This window comes from Paramicrobacterium humi, assembly GCF_900105715.1.
Taxonomy (GTDB): Bacteria; Actinomycetota; Actinomycetes; order Actinomycetales; family Microbacteriaceae; genus Paramicrobacterium; species Paramicrobacterium humi.
The window spans coordinates 1,840,430-1,859,804 of sequence record NZ_FNRY01000001.1; the positions used below are offsets into that span (position 1 = coordinate 1,840,430).

Sequence of the window (19,375 nt, forward strand, 5' to 3'; positions counted from 1 at the left end):
CGCGCGGTCAGGCCTGCAGCGGGCGGGCGACCTCGAGGTGGCCGCGCTCGATGAGCCACCGGATGGACTCGAGCACCGCCTGCTCGGGCTCGTACCGCGGCGCGTAGCCCAGCATCGTCTTCGCCTTCTCGATCGTGAGCACGTGGCTGCGGTGAAGATGTTGCCAGCTCGCCTCGGCGTGCTCGGGCGTCGTGAGCTCGCGATACCGAGCCCACGTCACGGTCTCGATGGTCGGAGTCTCGCCGAACCAGCTCGAGGCGATCGCGAGGTAGCCGCGCACGGTCAACGCGGTCGGCGCGACGATGTTGAAGTCCTCGCCGGCGGCGGCATCCGGATTCTCAATCGCGCGCTCGAACGCCTGGGCGACGTCGTCGGCATGAACGTGATGCATCGTCTCCGTGCCGCTGCCTGGAACGAAGATCGGTTCGCCGGCGGAGAGCGCCGCCCACACGTGCGGGTCGAAGTTGCCGAGCGGGCCGACCGGGTGCCAGCCAGGGCCGACGATGTGCCCCGGATGGATCGACGTCGTGACGAGGCCACCGGACGCCGTCTCCTCGGCGAGCAGCTGCGCGATGCGCGCCTTCTCGATGCCGTACTCGCCGAACGGCGGCTCCGCCGAATCGGAGCCCTCCGCGATGGGAAGCTTGCGGCTTGCGCCGTAGCGCCAGATCGACCCGCAGTGCAGCAGATGGTCGACCTTCCCGCGGAGCGTGTCGACGAGGGCGCAAGCGGACTCCTCGGTGAAGCAGACCAGGTCGACGACGACGTCGGGCTCCAGCGCGAGAACCGTCTCGCCGAAGCTGCCGCCGGCATCCTGTGCACGGCGGTCGGCGATCTTCTGGCGGACCTGCTGCCACTCGGGCCCATCCGTGTACGGGCGGCTCACGCCGCGCGTGACGTTCACGACATCATGACCGGCGTGCACGAGGCGGGGCACGAGGAAGCTGCCGATGTGGCCGCTGCCACCGATGACGACGATTCGCATGGGTTCAACCTACGACCCGGACCCGCAGCGCGGGAAGCCCGCCTAGTCTGCGACGCGTGCGGCGATGTCGCTGCGGTACTGGGCGCCCTCGAGTCCGATGAGCCCTATCGCGTCGTAGGCGCGCTCGCGCGCCTCGGCGAACGTCGTGCCGAGCGCGACGACGTTGAGCACGCGCCCGCCCGTCGCGATGAGCTCCTCGCCCGACAGCCTGGTCGCGGCGTGCGCGATGTGCACGCCCTCGACGCGCTCGGCGGCATCCAGCCCCGTGATCTTCCGACCGGTGATAGGCGTCGCCGGATAGTTCTCGCTCGCGAGCACGACAGTGATAGCCGTCGTCATGCCGAACTGGGGCCGGTCGGACTCGTCGAGCGTTCCCGTGGCCGCGGCGTGGAGCAGCTGCGAGAGCGGTGACGCGAGGCGCGGGAGCACGACCTGCGTCTCGGGGTCGCCGAAGCGCGCGTTGAACTCGATCACGCGGATGCCGCGATCCTCCGCGGAGTCCCGGCGGGAGGTCAGGATGAGGCCCGCGTAGAGGAGGCCGATGAACGGGGTCTGCTCCTCGGCGAGCTGGCTGATCACCGGCTGCGCGACGGTGCGGATGACCTCGTCGACGAAGGCCTCCTCGCTGCCGAAGGTCTCGTCGAGCCACGGCAGCGGCGAGTAGGCGCCCATGCCGCCCGTGTTCGGGCCGCCGTCGCCGTCGAGCAGGCGCTTGTAGTCCTGGGCGGGGGAGAGCGGGAGCACGGTGTGCCCGTCGCTCAGCAGGAACAGCGACACCTCCTGCCCGTCGAGGAACTCCTCGACGAGAACGCTGCCACCGGTCAGGTACGCGGCAGCGTGCTCGAGAGCGGCCGAGCGGTCCTCGGTCACGAGAACGCCCTTGCCGGCCGCGAGACCGTCGGCCTTCACGACGTACGGGGCGCCGAAGCCGTCGAGCGCCGCCTCGACCTCGGCGAGGGTCGTGGCACGGTGCGCGCGACCGGTCGGCACGCCGGCGGCATCCATCACGCGCTTCGCGAAGGTCTTGGAGCCTTCGAGCTCCGCGGCCGCCCTGCCCGGCCCGAACACGGGGATTCCCTGCTCGCGCAGCTCGTCGGCGACACCGGCGACCAGCGGAGCCTCGGGCCCGACGACGACGAGGTCGACGCTCTCGGCGATGGCGTAGTTCGCCACGGCCACGGGGTCGTTGATGTCGAGCGCGGTGACGGTGACATCCCGCGCGATGCCCGCGTTGCCGGGGGCGGCGACGATGTCGTGACCGGCGTCCTCGCCGAGCAGCGAGAGGATGATGGCGTGTTCCCTGGCGCCCGAACCCAGCACAAGAATCTTCACGCGTACTAGCCTATGGGCATGGCACGTGCACGCATCGCCGATGACGTCGGCATCCCGGCCGTCGACCGTGCCGTGCGCGAAGCCGCGAGCCGCGACGACATCGCCACGGCGGTGCGCTACACGCTGCAGCTGCTCGCCGAGCGCTCGCCGGGGAACACGCTCGAAGTGCGGGTGCCGCCGTTCGGGGCGGTGCAGTGCGTCGAGGGTCCGCGGCACACGCGCGGCACCCCGCCGAACGTGATCGAGACCGACGCCGAGACCTGGCTCGCCCTCGCGACGGGAACGAAGACGTGGGCGGATGCCGTCGCCGAGGCGTCGACGAGCGCGTCCGGCACGCGGGCCGACCTCACGGGACGGATTCCGCTGCTGAAGCTGCCGCGCTGACGCGACGCGATCGCCCGGAGTGCGGTTCGGCGCACTCAGCTTCATGCGCGACAATAGGAGCATGAGCAGCACCCCGCCCGAGCGCGCTGTCGAGACGGCGACAAGCGCCGACGCCACGGTGCGTCGCGCACCCAAGATCCAGAACTTCCTCCTCATCGGAGCCGTGCTCGGACTCGTGGTCGCGATGGCGCTCACGTTCATCTTCCAGCGCTCACCCGAGGACATCGACACGAGCGCGGGAGAGATCTACTACTCGCCCGGCCAGGTGTTCGGCTTCCTCCTGCTGATCTGCGTGCCCGTCGGCCTCGCCCTTGCCGGCATCGTCGCGTGGCTCGTCGACCGCTCGACACACAAGCGCGCGCGGATCGTGCGCATGGATAAGGTTGACGTGCGCGCCGACCAGCCGCAGGTCGAGCAGCAGCCTTCGTCCCCCACCGCTCAGCAAGAGGACACAAATTCGTGAGCAGTTCCACGTCGTACCGTGAAGCCGGAGTCGACACCGCGGCGGGAGACCTCGCCGTCGAGCTGATGAAGTCCGCGGTCGCGAAGACCCACGGGCCGAACGTGCAGGGCGGAGTCGGCGGGTTCGCCGGGCTGTTCGACGTGTCGTACCTGACCGCGTTCCGCAAGCCGCTGCTCGCGACCTCCACCGACGGCGTCGGCACCAAAGTCGCCATCGCGCAGGCGATCGACAAGCACGACACGATCGGCCAGGACCTCGTCGGCATGGTCGTCGACGACATCGTCGTGGTCGGCGCGAAGCCGCTGTTCATGACCGACTACATCGCGTGCGGCAAGGTCGTTCCCCAGCGCATCGCCGACATCGTGCGCGGCATCGCCGAAGCCTGCTCCGCCACGGGAACCGCCCTCGTCGGCGGGGAGACGGCCGAGCACCCCGGCCTCATCGGACCCGACGAATACGATGTCGCGGGAGCGGCGACGGGAGCCGTCGAGGCCGACGCCGTGCTCGGCGCCCACCGCGTGACCGACGGCGACGCCGTCATCGCTCTTGCCTCGAGCGGCCTGCACTCGAACGGCTTCTCGCTCGTGCGGCACATCCTCAAGGGGCGCGGCATCGGCTACGCCGACACCTCGGCCGAACTCGGCGGCGTCGTCGGCGACGTGCTGCTCGAGCCCACGCGGCTGTACACGAGCCCCATCCTCGACCTGCTCGAGAACGAGCCCGGCGTCGTGCACTCCCTCTCGCACGTCACCGGCGGCGGCATCGCCGCGAACCTCGCCCGCGTCCTGCCGACCGGCTCGTGGGTCGAGGTCGACCGCTCCACCTGGTCGCCGAGCCCCGTCTTCCGCGTGCTCAGCGACATGGCCTCCGCGAGCCTCGAGAGCTCAGAGGGGACCTGGAACCTCGGAATCGGCTTCTTCGCCGTCGTCGAGGCCGCGTCCGCGGCATCCGTCATCTCACGCCTGGACGCGGCGGGCATCGCCTCGTGGCAGGCGGGAACCGTGCACTTGAGCGCACGCGACCTCACCGGCTTCGAGCAGGGCGCGAAGGGCGTCGACGGCGGGGCTGTCCGCCTCGTCGGCGACTATGCGCGCTGAGCCGATCACGTCCCCGCCCACACTGAACCACCCGGGAGCACTCTGACATGTGCGGAATCGTCGGAATCGTCTCGCACGAACCCGTCAACCAGCAGATCTACGACGCGCTGCTGCTGCTGCAGCACCGCGGCCAGGATTCGACGGGAATCGCCACGGCCGACGGGCCCACGTTCCACCTGGCGAAGGCGAAGGGGCAGGTGCGCGAGGCGTTCCGCACGCGCGACATGCGCAGCCTGCTCGGAAACGTCGGCCTCGGTCACGTGCGCTACGTCACCAAGGGCGACGCAGCGAATGAGCAGGAGACGCAGCCGTTCTACGTGAACGCGCCGTACGGCATCATCCTCGTGCACAACGGGAACCTCACGAACACGCGCGAGCTCGCCGAGGACCTGTTCCACGTCGACCGTCGTCACGTGAACTCGACGAGCGACACGGAGATGCTGCTCAACGTGTTCGCGACTGAGCTGCAGGGCCAGATCTCCGGACTCGACCTCGACCCCGACCAGGTCTTCAACGCCGTCGCCCAGGTGCACGAGCGCATCGAAGGCTCGTATGCCGTGATCGCGATGATCGCCGGGCACGGTCTTCTCGCGTTCCGCGACCCGTACGGCATCCGACCCCTCGTGCTCGGCCGCCGGCAGACCGGGATGGTGGGCGATGACTGGGTCGTCGCCTCGGAATCGCTCGTTCTCGAGGCCGCGGGCTACGAGATCGTGCGCGACGTGGCGCCGGGAGAGGCGATCTTCATCACGCCGGAGGGCGAGCTGTTCAGTCGCCAGTGCGCGCGCAACCCGCGGCTCGTGCCGTGCTCGTTCGAGTACGTGTACCTCGCCCGGCCCGACTCGATCATGAACGGCATCTCGGTGTACGACGCTCGCCTGCGGCTCGGCAACCGCCTGGCCGACACGATCGCCGAGCACATGCCCCTCGGGGACGTCGACGTCGTCATGCCGATCCCCGACTCATCCCGGCCCGCGGCCATGCAGGTGGCGCAGAAGCTCGGCATCGAGTATCGCGAGGGCTTCTACAAGAACCGCTATGTCGGACGCACGTTCATCATGCCCGGTCAGGCGCAGCGCAAGCGGAGCGTGCGGCAGAAGCTCAACGCGATGGGCAGTGAGTTCAAGGGCAAGAACATCCTCATCGTCGACGACTCGATCGTGCGCGGCACGACGTCGAAGGAGATCGTGGAGATGGCACGCGCGGCGGGGGCGAACAAGGTCACGTTCACGTCCGCGGCTCCGCCGGTGCGGCATCCGCACGTCTACGGCATCAACATGCCGAGTCGTGCCGAGCTCATCGCGCACGGGAAGAAGATTCCGGAGATCGGCGAGGTGCTCGGTGCCGACCACATGATCTACCAGGAGATCGAGGACATGAAGAGCGCGATCATCGAGGGCTCGGACGTGACCGATCTCGAGATGAGCTGCTTCACAGGCGAGTACGTGACGGGAACCGTCACGCCCGAGTACCTAGAGTGGCTCGAGCGCACACAGCTGTCCTGACCGGAAGTGCGAACGCGGCGCACAGCCGAAGCTGTGCGCCGAGACCGCCGTCAGCGTGCGTCGAGCGGCTCAGGCCCGCTTCTGGTGGTTGTCGGGGGAGTAGTCATCCGCGTACTCCGACCACTTCGAGACCTCGTCTTCGTACGGGTCAGAGTGCGTCTTGCTGCCGAGCTCACGCTCGAGCTGGTCGTAGTCCACGTCGGGACTGAACGACTTGAGCTCACGTGCGATCTTCGTGTGCTTTGCCTTTTGACGGCCGCGCCCCATGCGAGACCCCCTCACAAAATCAGAATTCGAACGACGGATGAGTCGCCCGTGGTTGTGGCAACCAGGGAACGATAAGACCAACCTCCAGTTTAGCATGTGGCGATCTGCGTCCCTGCTGGGAATGGGGCGCGCCGAGGGACGCGCTCCGGTGCTCTCCACCGTACATGCGTGCCTCGGAATATGGCGGTGAGGGGGGAAACGGCAGTAGCCTGAAGGCACGAAGCGTCACCCGCTCACTCGCTGAGGCTGAGAGGAGTTCGAGACCAATGAAGAACCCCGACCACGGACCAGTGCTTGTCGGCATCACGGGCGACCAGCCCGATGCGGTCGGCGCGCGAGCCGTCGAATTCGCAAAGGCATTCTCAACCGAGATCGTCTTCGTCTGGGTGGATACCACCCAGTACACCTCGGGTTTCATGTCGGACGGCACCGTCGCGTTCGCCACGTTCGATCCGGAGCTCGGCCTCGAGGGCAAGTCCGAGGCGCCGTGGCTCGACGAGCGAGCGGCCGCCATCACGGCCGAGAGCGGCGTTGGCTGGCGCACCCGCGTGGGCGCCGGGCAGCCGGCCGCGGTGCTCGCCGCGATCGCCGAAGAGGAGGACGCGCGCTTCATCGTCGTCGGCACGCGCGAGCCGGGGTTCATCGCGGGGCTGCAGGAGTTCCTCGGCGGCTCGGTCGCGGCGCACCTCGCCCACACGCAGGCGCGCCCCGTGATCCTCGTGCCGCTTCGTCCCGTCGGGAAGAACGAGCGCGTGCCGTGGGATCCCGAGGCGTAGCGGCTACAGCGATCGAATCGCCTCGCGCGCCCGCGCGAGCTCGCGGCGCACGACATCGACGGTCTCGGTGCTGAACACTCGCCCGGACGCGACGGCCTGGCGCACGTCGCTGCGCACCTCGCGGCGGAAGTCGCCGAGAAGCTTCTCGATCTCGTACAGCGCGACCCTGCTCGCCGTGCGCTCGTCCGCTCCGTGCGGGGTCACGACGGGCTCCTCGCGGGGCGGCGTGCGGGCCTCGCGAGCGGACGAAGCCAGTTCGGCGCGCAGCGAGCGCATGGCCTGCGAGACCCCCGATCGCACTTCGTCGGCGAGCCGGCGCACGGAGTCGCTCAGCTCGTCCTCGATGCTCCTGAGCTCCTCGGCGCGGTCAGCGAGCTCGGCGCGTCCGGCATCCGTTATGGAATAGACCGTCTTGCGCCCGTCGCTCGTCTTCGTGACGAGGCCCTCATCCTCGAGCTTCGACAGCCGTGGGTAGATCGTTCCCGCGCTCGGACTGTACGTGCCGCCGAATCGCTCGCTCAGCGCCTGGATGAGCTCGTAGCCGTGCCGCGGCTGCTCGGCGAGCAGGCTCAGCAGATAGAGGCGCAGGCTGCCGTGTGCGAAGACGGGGGTCACTGAGCGGCTCCGTCCGCCTCGACGGGGGAACCGGTGGGCGCGTCCTGCCGGCGGATCACCGTGACGTTTCCCGAGATCGTGTTCGCGCTGATCTCGACGGTGAAGTTCTGCGTTCCCTTCGTCGTCTGGCTGTAACTGCGACCCCGCATGCCGACGATGCTCGTGTCGTCGAGCTGCAGTCGCCCGCTCACGGCGTTCATGACGTAGCGGGCGCCGAGGTCGGCGTCGATGCGCGCCGTGAGGTCGCCCGACACGGAGTTCGTGGCGATGCGCTCGCAGCGACCTGACACGTCGACGAAGACGTCGCCCGAGACGCTGTCGCTCGTGAAGCGCGTCAGCGCTCCCGACGCGGTCACGTCCCCGCTCACGGTGTGCACGTTGATCGGACCCTCGTGATCCTGCACGCTCATCGCGCCGGACACCGCGTTGAGCTCGAGCTTGCCCGACAAGTGATCGACCTGCAGCTCTCCGTTGACGGTGCTGAGCCGCGCGTTCGTGGTGAGCCCCGAGATGAGCGCGTCGGCGCTCACGACCCCGAAGCTCAGATCGATGCTGCGCGGCACGAGCACGCTGACGGCGGCGCTCGCCTTGTTCGGACCGAATGAGCGGAAGACGTCGAGGAAGTTCTCCCAGCGCAGCTGCGGGTGGTCGATCTCGAGCCGATCCCCGACGATCGAAACCTTGAGCTCCTTGCCGACGACGTCGTGCACCTCGATGCGCGCGCTGTCTTCGTCGTGGCCGATGATGTCGATCTGCCCCGCGACGAGCGCCACCTTGAGGCTGCGCACGATTCCCGTGTCGATGACGCGAGACTCGCCCGGCTGGATGAGCCAGTTCTCCATGGTCATGCCTTGATTCCCTTGCACGTGAACGCGATATATCGCGTGTTGTGAGAACATGATATATCGCGTTGCGTCGAGTGGGCAAGGGCTATTTTCGATCAGCTGCTTGACCTTGACGTTGCGTCAAGGATTAGCGTGAGTGTGTCGCAGGGAAGGAGAGGACATGGAGTGGTCGATCACCGAGGTCGGACGGCTGACGGGAACCACGAGCCGCACACTGCGCCACTACGACGCGATCGGCTTGCTGACCCCCTCGCGCACGGCCGACAACGGCTACCGCTATTACGACGAGGCGGCCCTCGTCCGGCTGCAGCGCATCCTGCTGCTGCGCGCGCTCGGGCTCGGCCTGCCGGCGATCGGCGAGGCTCTGCGCAGCGTGAGCGACGTGCCCGCGGCGCTCTCCGCTCACCTCGACTGGCTGCGACATGAACAGGACAGGCTCGCGCGCCAGGCGCGAGCCGTCGAAGACACGATGAAACGACTGAAGAAAGGGGAGCCCCTCATGGCTGAGAACATGTTCGACGGCTTCGATCACACGCAGTACAAGGACGAAGTCGAATCCCGCTGGGGCGCGAAGGCCTACGCCGACTCGGATGCGTGGTGGCGCGGCATGAGTGCGAGCGAGAAGGCGGACTGGCTGGCGAAGCAGAAGGCGCTCGGCGACGACTGGTTGGATGCCGTAAGACGCGGCATCCCGGCGGACGGCGACGAGGCCCAGCAGCTCGCCGCGCGGCACGCGGCGTGGCTTAGCGGCATCCCGGGCACACCCGGAAGCGAGAACGGCCGCCCGACGGCCGCGTACCTCACCGGACTCGGCGAGATGTACGTCGCCGACGCGCGCTTCGCGGCCAACTACGGCGGCGAAGAGGGCGCCCGGTTCGTGCGTGACGCGCTGGCGGTCTATGCGGAGCGCCACCTCGCCTGACGCACGGAAAAAGCCCCGGTCCGATATGGAAGAATGCACGGGGGCGTGTCACGGCTCGCCGTCGCGGCCGGTCCGTCCCTGTCTTCCCCTTCCCCCGGCAGGAGCACCGTGCATCTTCTCAGCGTCGCCAGTCTGAAGAACCGGGCGCTCATCGCCCTCGTCACGATCGTGATCGCGGTGTTCGGCGTCATCTCCATGACCGGGCTGAAGCAGGAGCTCGCCCCGAGCGTGACGTTCCCGCAGCTCGCGATCATCACGAACTATCCCGGCGCTTCGCCGAACGTCGTCAACGACGACGTTTCCACGCCCATCGAGAAGGCGGTGCGCGGCGTGCCGGGCCTCGAGTCCACGAGCGCCACGTCGAGCACGAACCTGAGTCTCGTGTCGGCGACGTTCACGTACGGCACCGATCTCGGCACGGCCGAGCAGAAGATCAACCAGGCCATCAACCGCATCTCGTCGACGCTGCCCGACAACGTCGAACCGCAGGTCATGACCGGCAGCCTCGATGATCTGCCGGTCATCCAGGTCGCCGCGACGGGCGAGAGCACGACCGAGCTCGCCGACCTGCTCGACCGCGTCGCCGTTCCCGAGCTCGAAGATGTCGACGGCGTGCGCGAGGCCGCCCTCGTGGGCGCGCTCGGTCAGCGAGTGACGATCACGCCGGATGCCGCCAAGCTCGCCGCCGCGGGGAAGACGACAGCCGCGATCTCCGATGCTCTGCAGCAGAACGGCTCGCTCATCGGCGCGGGCCAGATCACCGAGGGCGACAACACCTACGCCGTGCAGGCCGGCTCGAAGCTGCACTCCGTCGATGACCTCAAGGCTCTGCCTCTCGTCGGCGCCGTGGATGCGGACGGCAATCCGCTGACCGTCGGGGACGTGGCATCCGTCAAGCTCACCGACAACCCCGAGACGACGAAGTCGCGCGTGAACGGCAAGGACGCCCTCACCCTGTCGATCACGAAGCTGCCCGATGCCAACACCGTCGAGGTGTCCGAGGGCGTGCGCGCCGTGCTGCCCGACCTGGAGAAGAGCCTCGGCTCGGGCGTCACCCTGACGATCGTGTTCGACCAGGCGCCGTACATCCAGCAGTCCATCGAGTCGCTTTCGACAGAGGGTCTGCTCGGCCTGCTGTTCGCGGTCATCGTCATCCTGCTGTTCCTTCTCGACGTGCGCGCGACTCTCGTGACGGCGATCTCGATCCCCACGTCGGTGCTCATCACGTTCATCGGGCTGCAGGCCGCGGACTACACGCTCAACATCCTCACCCTCGGCGCGCTCACGATCGCGATCGGCCGCGTCGTCGACGACTCGATCGTGGTGATCGAGAACATCAAGCGGCACCTCGGCCTCGTCGCCGACCGCAGCGGGGAGGGCCGCTTCGTCGCGATCCTCGCCGCCGTGCGCGAGGTCGCCGGCGCCATCACCGCGTCGACGATCACGACCGTCGCCGTGTTCCTCCCGCTCGCGTTCGTCGGCGACATGACGGGCGAGCTGTTCCGGCCGTTCGCCCTCACCGTCACGATCGCCCTGCTCGCATCGCTCCTGGTCTCGCTCACGATCGTGCCCGTGCTCGCGTACTGGTTCCTGCGTGCGCCGAGCGAGGCCAAGCTCGCCGCGCGCGAGCAGAAGCTGCAGGCCCGTGAGGCGGCCGAGACCGAGCGCCGTCAGAAGCGCGAGGCGAAGGATGCCGCGAAGGCGGCGCGCCGCACGGGCGCCGCTCCCGCGGCGGAGGCGGCCGCCGCGGCTCCCGATGCCGCCGTCGAGCAGGAGCCCGCGGCATCCGCTCTGCCTGCCGGTGTAGCACCGACGCCTGCGATCGTCGAGCCCGCGTTCCTCAGCCCGACGCTGACCGCCGAGGACAGCGAGCCGGCGGACGTCCGCGAGGCGGCATCCGATCTGGAACCGGCCGAGCAGCAGATGCCCGCCCGCAGCCGCCGCGCTCGCCGGGCGCAGGCGAACGACCACGAGGACGAGCTGCGGCACCCGACGGCGCTGCAGCGCGGCTACCTGCCGATCATCCGGTGGACGCTCAAGCACTCGGCGACGACGATCATCCTCGCCGTTCTCGTGATGGCGGGCACGCTCGCGGCGGCGCCGTTCATGAAGACGAACTTCCTCGGCAGCTCCGGCCAGAACACGCTCTCGGTGACGCAGACGCTCGAGCCGGGCACGAGCCTCGCCGCCCAGGACGCCGCATCGAAGAAGGTCGACGACGTGCTGCTCGACATCGACGGGATCGAGACCGTGCAGCTGTCGATCGGCTCGAGCGGCAGTGCACTGAGCGACGCGTTCCTCGGCGGCGGCGAGGGTCGCATCACGTACTCGATCACGACGGACGAGAACGCCGACCAGGACGCCCTGCAGCAGACGGTGCGCGAGAAGCTCGACCAGGTGAAGGACGCCGGCACGATCGAGGTCGCCGCTTCGAGCGGCTTCGGCGCGTCGAGCGACATCGAGGTCGACATCACCGCGACGAACGCCGACGACCTGCAGACGGCGACCGACAAGGTGTCGAAGGCGATCACAGGCCTCGACGCGATCGTGCAGGTCAGCGACAACCTCGCCGAGTCCCGCCCCTACATCGGCATCACCGTCGACCGGAAGGCCGCGGCAGAAGCCGGCTACTCCGAGATCGCGCTGAGCTCCTTCGTGTCGAGCGCGACGCAGCCGCAGCAGGCCGGCACGATCGTCATCGACGACACGACGCTCACGATCTACCTGCAGGCCGACGACGAGCCCGCCTCGCTCGACGAGCTCAAGAACCTCGACGTGCCGACGCCGACGGGAGTGAAGAAGCTGTCGGATCTCGCGAGCGTCGAGGTCACGAACGGCCCCGCCTCGATCACGACGGTGAACGCGGAGCGGTCCTCGACCGTGTCGGCGACGCCGTCGAGCGACAACATCGGCACCGCGAGCGCCGAAGTGCAGGAGGCCGTCGACGGGCTCAGCCTGCCGGCCGGCGCGACGGCGGAGCTCGGCGGCGTGACCGCCGACCAAGGCACCGCGTTCCAGCAGCTCGGCCTTGCGATGCTCGCCGCGATCCTGATCGTCTACATCGTCATGGTCGCCACGTTCCGCTCGCTGCGGCAGCCGCTGCTTCTTCTCGTGTCGGTGCCGTTCGCGGCCACGGGCGCGATCGGTCTGCAGCTCGCGACGGGCGTGCCGCTCGGCGTGCCCTCGCTCATCGGCGTGCTCATGCTCATCGGCATCGTCGTGACGAACGCGATCGTGCTCGTCGACCTCGTGAACCAGTACCGCGACAGGGGTCTCACCGTCGCCGACGCGGTCGAGCACGGTTCGGTCCGCCGTCTCCGCCCGATCCTCATGACGGCGCTCGCGACGATCTTCGCGCTCACGCCCATGGCGCTCGGCATCACGGGGCACGGCGGGTTCATCTCGCAGCCGCTCGCGATCGTCGTGATCGGCGGGCTCGTCTCGTCGACGCTCCTGACGCTCGTGGTGCTGCCGACGCTGTATAACCTCGTCGAGGGAGCGAAGGAGCGCCGCGCCGCCAAGCGCGAGGCCAAGCGCGAGAAGGCCGAGGCGCATGCCGACGCCTGAGTTCATCGTCGGGATGCGCGAGAAGATCGGCCACGACGAGCTCTGGCTCAGCGGCGTGACCGCCGTCGTGTCGAGGAAAACGGATGCCGGCACGGAAGTGCTGCTCGGTCGCCGTGCCGACAACGGCAGCTGGACGAACATCACCGGCATCATCGACCCCGGTGAGGAGCCTGCGGTCGCGGCCGAGCGGGAGGTGCTCGAGGAGGCCGGCATCGTCGCTGTCGCCGAGCGCCTCGTGTGGGTGCACGCACTGCCGAAGATGGCGTGGGGCAACGGCGACAAGGCGCAGTTCCTCGACATCGCCTTCGCCTGCCGATACGTTTCGGGAGAGCCGGAGCCCGTCGACGGGGAGAACAGTGCGGTCGCCTGGTTCCCGATCGACGCGCTGCCCGCGCTCGCCGAGGACCACGCCGAGCGGATCCGCGTCGCCCTTTCGGGCGAGGAGCGTGCCCGCTTCGAGCGCTAAGGTCAGGCCATGGAGGCTCTCCGGCGGGCGATGCTGCTGTGTGCGGCTGCGGTGCTTGTCGTACTTCTCGCCGGCTGCTCGGTGAACCAGGTGATCTGGGGTCGGGATGGCGCTCGCGTGATCGAGACGACCGAGCGGCTCATCGACGCCGGCGTCGCCGGTGAGAGCGCCTCGTTCGCCTGTGACGACGCCGTGGTGGACTTCCGCCAGCCCGAGGACTGGCGCGAGCTTTACCCCGGCGAGCCGGAGAAGTTCAGCGCGAGATACTGGCGTGAGCAGGCGGAACTCGACCCGGCGTGGAGCATCAATGTGTCGCTCGAGCAGGACCGAGTGGCGCCAGGTCTGGAATTCCCGGGCGACGTGTTCTACCGCGAAACCGACGACGGCCTCTGCGTCGTCGACATCGCCTGGTGGACCGTCGCGGATTAGTGCTTCAGCGCGTTGGCTCTCAGTCGAGGCAGAACTCGTTGCCCTCGACGTCCTGCATCACGAGGCACGCCTCGTCGACGCCGTCAGCCGGCATCAGCCGAAGACGCCGAGCGCCGAGCTTCTCCAACCGGTCAGCCTCGGTCTCCAACGCGGTGACTCGTTCGTCGCCCGTGAGTCCGGTGCCCACGCGCACGTCGAGGTGCACGCGGTTCTTCACCGCCTTCGGCTCGGGAACGCGCTGGAAGAACAGGCGCGGCCCGACCCCGTTCGGATCCTGGCAGGCAGAGGCCGAGCCCTGGTGCTCCGCAGGAAGCGACGCGTCGAACGCGTCCCATGAGTCGAACCCGGACGGCACGGGCGGATCCACGTAGCCGAGGACGGCCTTCCAGAACTCCGAGACCGCCCGTGGGTTCGCGCAGTCGAAGGTCACTTGAACTTGCTTCACGTTCGCCATCGGCCCATGGTACGGCGCGCTACGGGACGACGGAAGCTTTATTCCCGCGGCTCCGACTGCCGGGCCAGCACCTCGATCAGCAGTCGCTCGGTCGTCTCCGCGGGCAGCGCCTCGATGAGGGCCATGAGTGGCGCCATCTTCCCGGGGAGCGGACTCGCGTCGCCCTTCCCGATCCCGAATCGGGCGAGCAGCGCCGCGGCCCGGTCGGCCGTCAGCGGTTTCGACAGCGCGCCCGAGAGCCAGAGCGCCCGGGCGGCGAGCTTTCCGCTCGCGGGGCGCCGGCCGCGCACATCGTGAGCGGCACGTGTGAGCACGTCGCGCAGCTCGGGCAGCATCCGCTCGGTCACCGGTGTGATCGTCAGGTGAGCTGTTCTCGGCAGCACCGAGCCGTCGGACTGCGTGAACGCCGGCTGCATCTGCACCGTGAAGCCGAGTTCTCCCGCGCGGTCGGCCCAGTGATGGGGATCGACGCGGTGCCGCTTCGGCGCTGAATCGTCCGTCGCCACAGCGAAAAGCGGCCCGACCGGCTCGCCGACGACGCGCAGTCCCTCGAGGCCGGCGATGAGCTCGCGCAGGCTCTCCGTCGACCGCTGGCATGAGGCGATGAGGCCGGCGAAGCCGTCGTCGCCGAGACGCTGCACGATCGCCCACGCCGCCGCGAGCGCTCCCGCCGATTTCGAGCCGAGCAGCGTCGGATTCACCACGGGGTAGCCGGGCCAGCGAGTCGTCGCGAAGTACTGCGCACGCTGCCGGTCGCGCCCGCGCTGCAGCAGAACCGACGCGCCCTTGGGCGCATAGCCGTACTTGTGCAGGTCGGCCGAGATGCTCGTCACGCCGGGAACCGCGAAGTCCCACGGCGGAAGCTCGCCCCACCAGGGCAGGGCGAAGCCGCCGATGCACGCGTCGACGTGGCACGGGATCCCGAAGGCGGCCGCGGTGCCCGCGACCTCGGCGATCGGGTCGAGGGCGGCGAACGGGTAGGAGGGCGCGGAGACGACGACAAGCGCCACATCGGGGCCGAGCCGGGCGGTGAGATCGGATGCCGCGACCGCGCCGTCTGGACCGACGGGAACGAGGTCGAGTTCGAGCCCGAAGTAGCGAGCCGCCTTGTGGAAGGCCGCATGCGCCGTGGACGGCGCGACGATCCGCGGCCGCAGCGGCACTGTCGGCTGCGCCACCGGCCGCTCGCCGAGCTGCGCCGCGAGCCAGGTGTCCCTCGCCGTCTTCACGGCGAGCAGGCAGCTCTCGGTTCCGCCGCTCGTGACGGTGCCGACCACGTCCTCTCCTCCGACCGCCGGCTCCCCGTGCAGCATCCGCCTGGCGAAGCCGACGAGATCGCGCTCCATCGCGGCGACCGACGGGAACACCGTCGGGTCGAGGCCGTTCACGGACTGCACGAGCCGCATCGCCTCGGCGGCGAGCTCGTCGAGCTCCGCCATTCCCGAGTCGTACACGTACGACAGCACGCGGCCGCCGTGCGTCGGCGCGTCCGCCTCGCGCAGTGCCCTCAGCCGCTCGAGAACGGCCTCCGACTCCGCACCGAGCGGCATCGCTCAGTCCTCGATGTCGGCTTTGCGCAGCCGGTAGCGCGCGAGCGGAACAAGGCTCAGCAGCATGACACACGCGGGAACGATGCTGAAGCTCAGCACGATTCCGCTGACGGCGGCATCCGACTGGGTGACGAGCTCGGTGCCGACCGATTCCTGGTAGCCGGTCACCGTGAGCACGATCGTGAGCGCCGTCGCGCCGAACGCCATGCCGGCCGTCTCGCCCGCGGTCCACAGGCCGCCGAAGACGCCGGCGCGTCCCTCGCCGTGCCGGGCCGCGTCGTGCGAGATCACGTCGGGCAGCATCGCCATCGGCAGGGACTGCATGCCCGCATACGCGGCTCCCGCCACGGCGACGGGAACGAACACCCACCAGCCGGGCGACCACATGAGCATCACGAGCGAGCCTGCCGCGATCATGAAGATGATGCTCGCGAACCAGAAGCCGCTCTCCTTGCCGATGCGCTTCGCGATGCCGCCCCACACCGGCGTCAGCAGCAGCGCCGGCGCGATGAGCGCGACGAACAGCAGCGTCACGGCGGTCTCGGAGTGCAGCACCCACGTCGCGACATACTGGGCGCCCGCGAGCATGATGCCCGTTGCGAGGCCCTGCAGCATGTACGTCGCGAGCAGCGCTCGGAACGGCTGGCTGCGCACGAGCGCTCGGATGCCGCCGTGATAGTTCTGCACGAGCGACGCGGTCGGCCGCGTCTCCGGGGAGGGCACATCCCGCGGCGCGACCGACGACGACACGATCATGCCGACGCACAGCACGACGCCCGCGGCGACCGCCATGATGAGGTAGCCGAGGTACGGGTTCTGCGGCACCAGGTCGCGCAACAGCGGTCCGCCCGCCCCGAACAGCAGAATCGCGACCGTCAGCACGACGACCCGCCACGTCAGCAGGCGCGTGCGCTCGTCGTACCGGCGCGTCAGCTCGGCGGGCAGGGCGATGTACGGCACCTGGAACAGGCTGAACGCCGTCGCGCACAGCATGAACGCGATGACGACCCAGACAGCGGATGCCGTCGCCGGCAGTCCCGGGACGACCGAGAACGTGAGCACGAAGAACACCGGAAGGGCGATGCCGCCGACGACCATGTATCGGCGGCGCGACCCGGTCGCGGCGAGGCTGAAGTCGCTCTTCCCGCCGATGACGGGGTCGATGAGCACGTCCCAGACCTTCGCGATCGTGAGGATGAGGCCCGCGACGATCGCCGTGACGCCGAGCGTGTCGGTGAGGTAGTAGACGAGAACGAGACCGGGCAGGGTGGCGAAGCCGCCGGTGCCGAGCGAACCGATCGCGTAACGCCACAGCGTCGAGGATGGCAGTCGCGTGCGCGACACACTGATGGGCCCCGTGGCGTCGTTCGGCACTCTCACACCCGGCACCTCGTCACTGAAAAAGCCCCATCACAGCCATGAACCGATCTTAGTGTGCCGCCCTGTGCGCCGTGTTAGCGTCTGGACATGACTGCCGCGCCGCGTCCCGAGCTCCCACACGACGCCCTCTGGCCGCGCGCCGGGGACTGGCCCGCCGCCGCGTCGGTGCACGGCGATCTCGACCTCGCCCTGCTCGGCATCCCGAGCCACCGCACGTCGCTCTCGGCCACCCGGGCCGACACGACGCCGGCCGCGATCCGCGACGCCCTGCGCCGCTACAGTCCGTTCGCGCACGGAACAGACCTCGAGCTGCTCACGATCGCCGACGCGGGCGACATCGACGACCCCGATGGCGACGAGGATGCCGCGCGCGAGGCCGTCGCCGACCTCGCCGGGCGCAGCCGACTGCTCGTCGCCCTCGGCGGCGACAACGCGGCGACAGTCCCTGCCGCCCTCGGCGCGTGGGGGAGCGAGCTCAGCACAGCAGGGCTCATCACGCTCGACGCCCACTACGACCTGCGCGACGGCCGCTCCAACGGCTCGCCCGTGCGCCGCCTCGTCGAAGCGGGCCTTGACGGCTCCCGCGTCGTGCAGATCGGCATCCAGGACTTCGCGAACTCCCGCGCCTACGCGGAGCGCGCCGCCGACCTGGGCATCACCGTGGTGGGCCGCGACGAGCTGCTGCGCCGGCCCATCGACCTTGTCATGTCCGAAGCGCTCGAGCTCGCGGGCGCGGCGGGCGGACCGGTGCACCTCGACGTCGACGTGGACGTATGCGATCGCTCTGTTGCACCGGGCTGCCCCGCCTCCACGCCCGGCGGCATCGCCGCCCACGAGCTGAGCATGGCAGTTCGGACGGCCGCCCGGCATCCGTCGCTGCGCTCGCTCGACATCGTCGAGGTGGATGCCGCCGCCGACAGCCCGGACGGCCGCACCGTGCGCCTCGCCGCCCTCTGCGTGCTCGAGGCCGCCGCGGGACTCGCCGCCCGCTGACTCCGTTCTCGCACCTGCTGATCCGATCTGCTCACCAGCTCCCCGGCCCGCCGCAGGTTCGGTTTTTCTGCAGAAAGTTGAAGACCGCGGCGTGTCGCGGCGCAGAGGCGGCGTGTCGTCCACATCTGCAGAAAATAGTGCCTCGGCCTCTGATCGTCGTGGTGAGCCTCGGTCTCAGACCGGCTGGCCGCGCACCCACACCCGCTCGACGAGCGGTACACCCGGCCGGTAGGCGAGGTGCACGTGACTCGGTGCGCGCAGCAGCACAAGATCGGCGCGCGCGCCGACCCCGACCCGGCCCGCATCGCCACGGCGCAGCGCCCGCGCGCCACCGGCGGTCGCCGCCCACACCGCCTCCGCCGGCGTCATACCCATCTCCCGCACGGCGACGGCGATGCAGAACGCCATGCTCGAGGTGAAGCTCGATCCCGGGTTGCAGTCGCTCGCGAGCGTGACCGCGACCCCCGCGTCGAGCAGCCTCCGAGCGTCGGGAAACGGCTGCCGGGTCGAGAACTCGACGCCGGGCAGCAGCGTGCAGACAGTGTCGGATGCCGCGAGCAGCGCCACGTCCTCGTCGTCGAGGTAGGTGCAATGATCGACGCTCGCCGCCCCCAGCTCGACCGCGAGCCGCACGCCCTCACCCGGCCCGAGCTGGTTGCCGTGCACGCGAACGCCGAGACCGCGCGCGGCGCCCGCCTCGAGCACGCGTCGCGACTGCTCGGCCGTGAACGCCCCGCGCTCGCAGAACGCGTCGACCCATCGAGCGTGCGGCGCGCAGGCCTCGAGCATCGGCCCGCAGACGAGATCGACATAGCCCTCCGCATCGTCCGCATACTCCTCGGGCACCACGTGCGCGCCGAGGAACGTGACCTCATCCGTCACCTCCGCGGCGAGCCGCGCGAGCCGGGCCTCGTCATCGACGGTGAGACCGTAGCCCGTCTTCACCTCGAACGTCGTCGTTCCCTGCCCGTGCAGCTCGGCGACGAACCCCGCGAGACGGGCGCGCAAGACGTCATCCAAGGCGGCTCGCGTCGCGGCGACGGTCGAGCGGATGCCGCCGGCTTCGTATCGGCGGCCGGCCATGCGCGCCGCGAACTCGTCCGCGCGATCGCCGCCGAACACGAGGTGGCTGTGCGAGTCGACGAAGCCGGGGATCACGCATTGCCCGGCGGCATCCCAAGCCTCGTCGGCGTCGGGCGAGTCAGCGGTCTTGCCGACCCACGCCACGCGCCCGCCATCGACGAGGACGGCCGCATCGCGCAGAATGCCGAGCGGCCCCGTCTCCCGACCGGGCCCCGACTCGTTCGTGACCAGTTCGCCGATGTTCCTGACGAGCAGCGACATG

The 19,375-nt window shown here is 69.5% G+C and carries 19 protein-coding genes; 10 read left to right on the plus strand and 9 right to left on the minus strand.

Annotated elements, in window-relative coordinates; all coding sequences use genetic code 11:
- Window positions 1-7: 7 nt before the first annotated feature.
- Together BLV49_RS09150 and purD are read right to left on the minus strand one after the other, a co-directional pair.
- Complete coding sequence (locus BLV49_RS09150) at window positions 8-985, minus strand: NAD-dependent epimerase/dehydratase family protein (RefSeq protein WP_091182969.1); 978 nt, start codon at window positions 983-985, stop codon at window positions 8-10.
- Window positions 986-1,027: 42 nt separating this feature from the next.
- Window positions 1,028-2,317 carry a phosphoribosylamine--glycine ligase gene (gene purD, locus BLV49_RS09155; RefSeq protein ID WP_091182973.1) on the minus strand — a complete coding sequence of 430 codons (1,290 nt, stop codon included), beginning with the start codon at window positions 2,315-2,317 and terminating at the stop codon, window positions 1,028-1,030.
- 18 nt (window positions 2,318-2,335) lie between these two features.
- Between purD and BLV49_RS09160 the strand changes: the two genes are divergently transcribed.
- The 4 genes from BLV49_RS09160 to purF all read left to right on the plus strand — a co-directional run bounded on the left by BLV49_RS09160 (window position 2,336) and on the right by purF (window position 5,766).
- Complete coding sequence (locus tag BLV49_RS09160) at window positions 2,336-2,701, plus strand: sterol carrier family protein (RefSeq protein ID WP_091187086.1); 366 nt, start codon at window positions 2,336-2,338, stop codon at window positions 2,699-2,701.
- A 61-nt stretch (window positions 2,702-2,762) separates the two neighbouring features.
- Window positions 2,763-3,164: a potassium transporter Trk gene (locus BLV49_RS09165; RefSeq protein ID WP_176980789.1), complete on the plus strand. Its 402-nt coding sequence runs from the start codon at window positions 2,763-2,765 to the stop codon at window positions 3,162-3,164.
- A complete protein-coding gene (gene purM, locus BLV49_RS09170; RefSeq protein ID WP_091182975.1) occupies window positions 3,161-4,261 on the plus strand; it encodes a phosphoribosylformylglycinamidine cyclo-ligase in 1,101 nt (366 codons plus the stop codon). Before BLV49_RS09165 ends, purM begins: the two co-directional genes overlap by 4 nt.
- Window positions 4,262-4,308: 47 nt before the next feature.
- The gene (purF, locus tag BLV49_RS09175; protein WP_091182979.1) at window positions 4,309-5,766 is read left to right on the plus strand and encodes an amidophosphoribosyltransferase; all 1,458 of its coding nucleotides are present in this window, start codon (window positions 4,309-4,311) and stop codon (window positions 5,764-5,766) included.
- A 69-nt stretch (window positions 5,767-5,835) separates the two neighbouring features.
- Here purF and BLV49_RS09180 read toward each other — a convergent pair whose 3' ends face one another.
- On the minus strand, window positions 5,836-6,033 hold the full coding sequence (locus BLV49_RS09180) for a DUF3073 domain-containing protein (protein ID WP_091182982.1): 198 nt from the start codon (window positions 6,031-6,033) through the stop codon (window positions 5,836-5,838).
- A gap of 266 nt (window positions 6,034-6,299) precedes the next feature.
- Here BLV49_RS09180 and BLV49_RS09185 point away from each other — a divergent pair, with 266 nt between their 5' ends.
- Entirely contained in the window at window positions 6,300-6,809 is a 510-nt protein-coding gene (locus BLV49_RS09185) for a universal stress protein (RefSeq protein ID WP_176980790.1), read from the plus strand.
- 3 nt (window positions 6,810-6,812) lie between these two features.
- Here the strand turns inward: BLV49_RS09185 and BLV49_RS09190 are convergent, their stop codons facing one another.
- Complete coding sequence (locus BLV49_RS09190) at window positions 6,813-7,424, minus strand: PadR family transcriptional regulator (RefSeq protein ID WP_091182989.1); 612 nt, start codon at window positions 7,422-7,424, stop codon at window positions 6,813-6,815.
- The gene (locus tag BLV49_RS09195; protein WP_091182990.1) at window positions 7,421-8,272 is read right to left on the minus strand and encodes a DUF4097 family beta strand repeat-containing protein; all 852 of its coding nucleotides are present in this window, start codon (window positions 8,270-8,272) and stop codon (window positions 7,421-7,423) included. Before BLV49_RS09195 ends, BLV49_RS09190 begins: the two co-directional genes overlap by 4 nt.
- Before the next feature lie 157 nt (window positions 8,273-8,429).
- On the opposite strand from BLV49_RS09195, the gene BLV49_RS09200 reads away from it, so the two are divergent.
- From BLV49_RS09200 to BLV49_RS09220, 4 genes are all read left to right on the plus strand, one after another.
- Window positions 8,430-9,191 carry a MerR family transcriptional regulator gene (locus tag BLV49_RS09200; protein ID WP_091182993.1) on the plus strand — a complete coding sequence of 254 codons (762 nt, stop codon included), beginning with the start codon at window positions 8,430-8,432 and terminating at the stop codon, window positions 9,189-9,191.
- Window positions 9,192-9,299: 108 nt separating this feature from the next.
- Window positions 9,300-12,758 carry an efflux RND transporter permease subunit gene (locus tag BLV49_RS17200; RefSeq protein ID WP_245723592.1) on the plus strand — a complete coding sequence of 1,153 codons (3,459 nt, stop codon included), beginning with the start codon at window positions 9,300-9,302 and terminating at the stop codon, window positions 12,756-12,758.
- A complete protein-coding gene (locus BLV49_RS09215; protein WP_091182996.1) occupies window positions 12,745-13,224 on the plus strand; it encodes an NUDIX hydrolase in 480 nt (159 codons plus the stop codon). Before BLV49_RS17200 ends, BLV49_RS09215 begins: the two co-directional genes overlap by 14 nt.
- A gap of 9 nt (window positions 13,225-13,233) precedes the next feature.
- Window positions 13,234-13,653: a hypothetical protein gene (locus BLV49_RS09220; RefSeq protein ID WP_091183000.1), complete on the plus strand. Its 420-nt coding sequence runs from the start codon at window positions 13,234-13,236 to the stop codon at window positions 13,651-13,653.
- 19 nt (window positions 13,654-13,672) lie between these two features.
- Here the strand turns inward: BLV49_RS09220 and BLV49_RS09225 are convergent, their stop codons facing one another.
- The 3 genes from BLV49_RS09225 to BLV49_RS09235 are packed head-to-tail and all read right to left on the minus strand — an operon-like array spanning window position 13,673 to window position 17,037.
- Window positions 13,673-14,107, minus strand: a complete 435-nt coding sequence (locus tag BLV49_RS09225; RefSeq protein WP_091183003.1) for a VOC family protein — start codon at window positions 14,105-14,107, stop codon at window positions 13,673-13,675.
- Window positions 14,108-14,145: 38 nt separating this feature from the next.
- Entirely contained in the window at window positions 14,146-15,657 is a 1,512-nt protein-coding gene (locus BLV49_RS09230; RefSeq protein ID WP_091183006.1) for a pyridoxal phosphate-dependent decarboxylase family protein, read from the minus strand.
- Window positions 15,658-15,660: 3 nt separating this feature from the next.
- Window positions 15,661-17,037, minus strand: a complete 1,377-nt coding sequence (locus BLV49_RS09235) for an MFS transporter (protein ID WP_245723593.1) — start codon at window positions 17,035-17,037, stop codon at window positions 15,661-15,663.
- A gap of 87 nt (window positions 17,038-17,124) precedes the next feature.
- On the opposite strand from BLV49_RS09235, the gene BLV49_RS09240 reads away from it, so the two are divergent.
- A complete protein-coding gene (locus BLV49_RS09240) occupies window positions 17,125-18,030 on the plus strand; it encodes an arginase family protein (RefSeq protein ID WP_091183008.1) in 906 nt (301 codons plus the stop codon).
- Between the two features lie 174 nt (window positions 18,031-18,204).
- Here BLV49_RS09240 and hutI read toward each other — a convergent pair whose 3' ends face one another.
- On the minus strand, window positions 18,205-19,374 hold the full coding sequence (gene hutI, locus BLV49_RS09245) for an imidazolonepropionase (protein WP_091183012.1): 1,170 nt from the start codon (window positions 19,372-19,374) through the stop codon (window positions 18,205-18,207).
- Window position 19,375 lies beyond the last annotated feature (1 nt).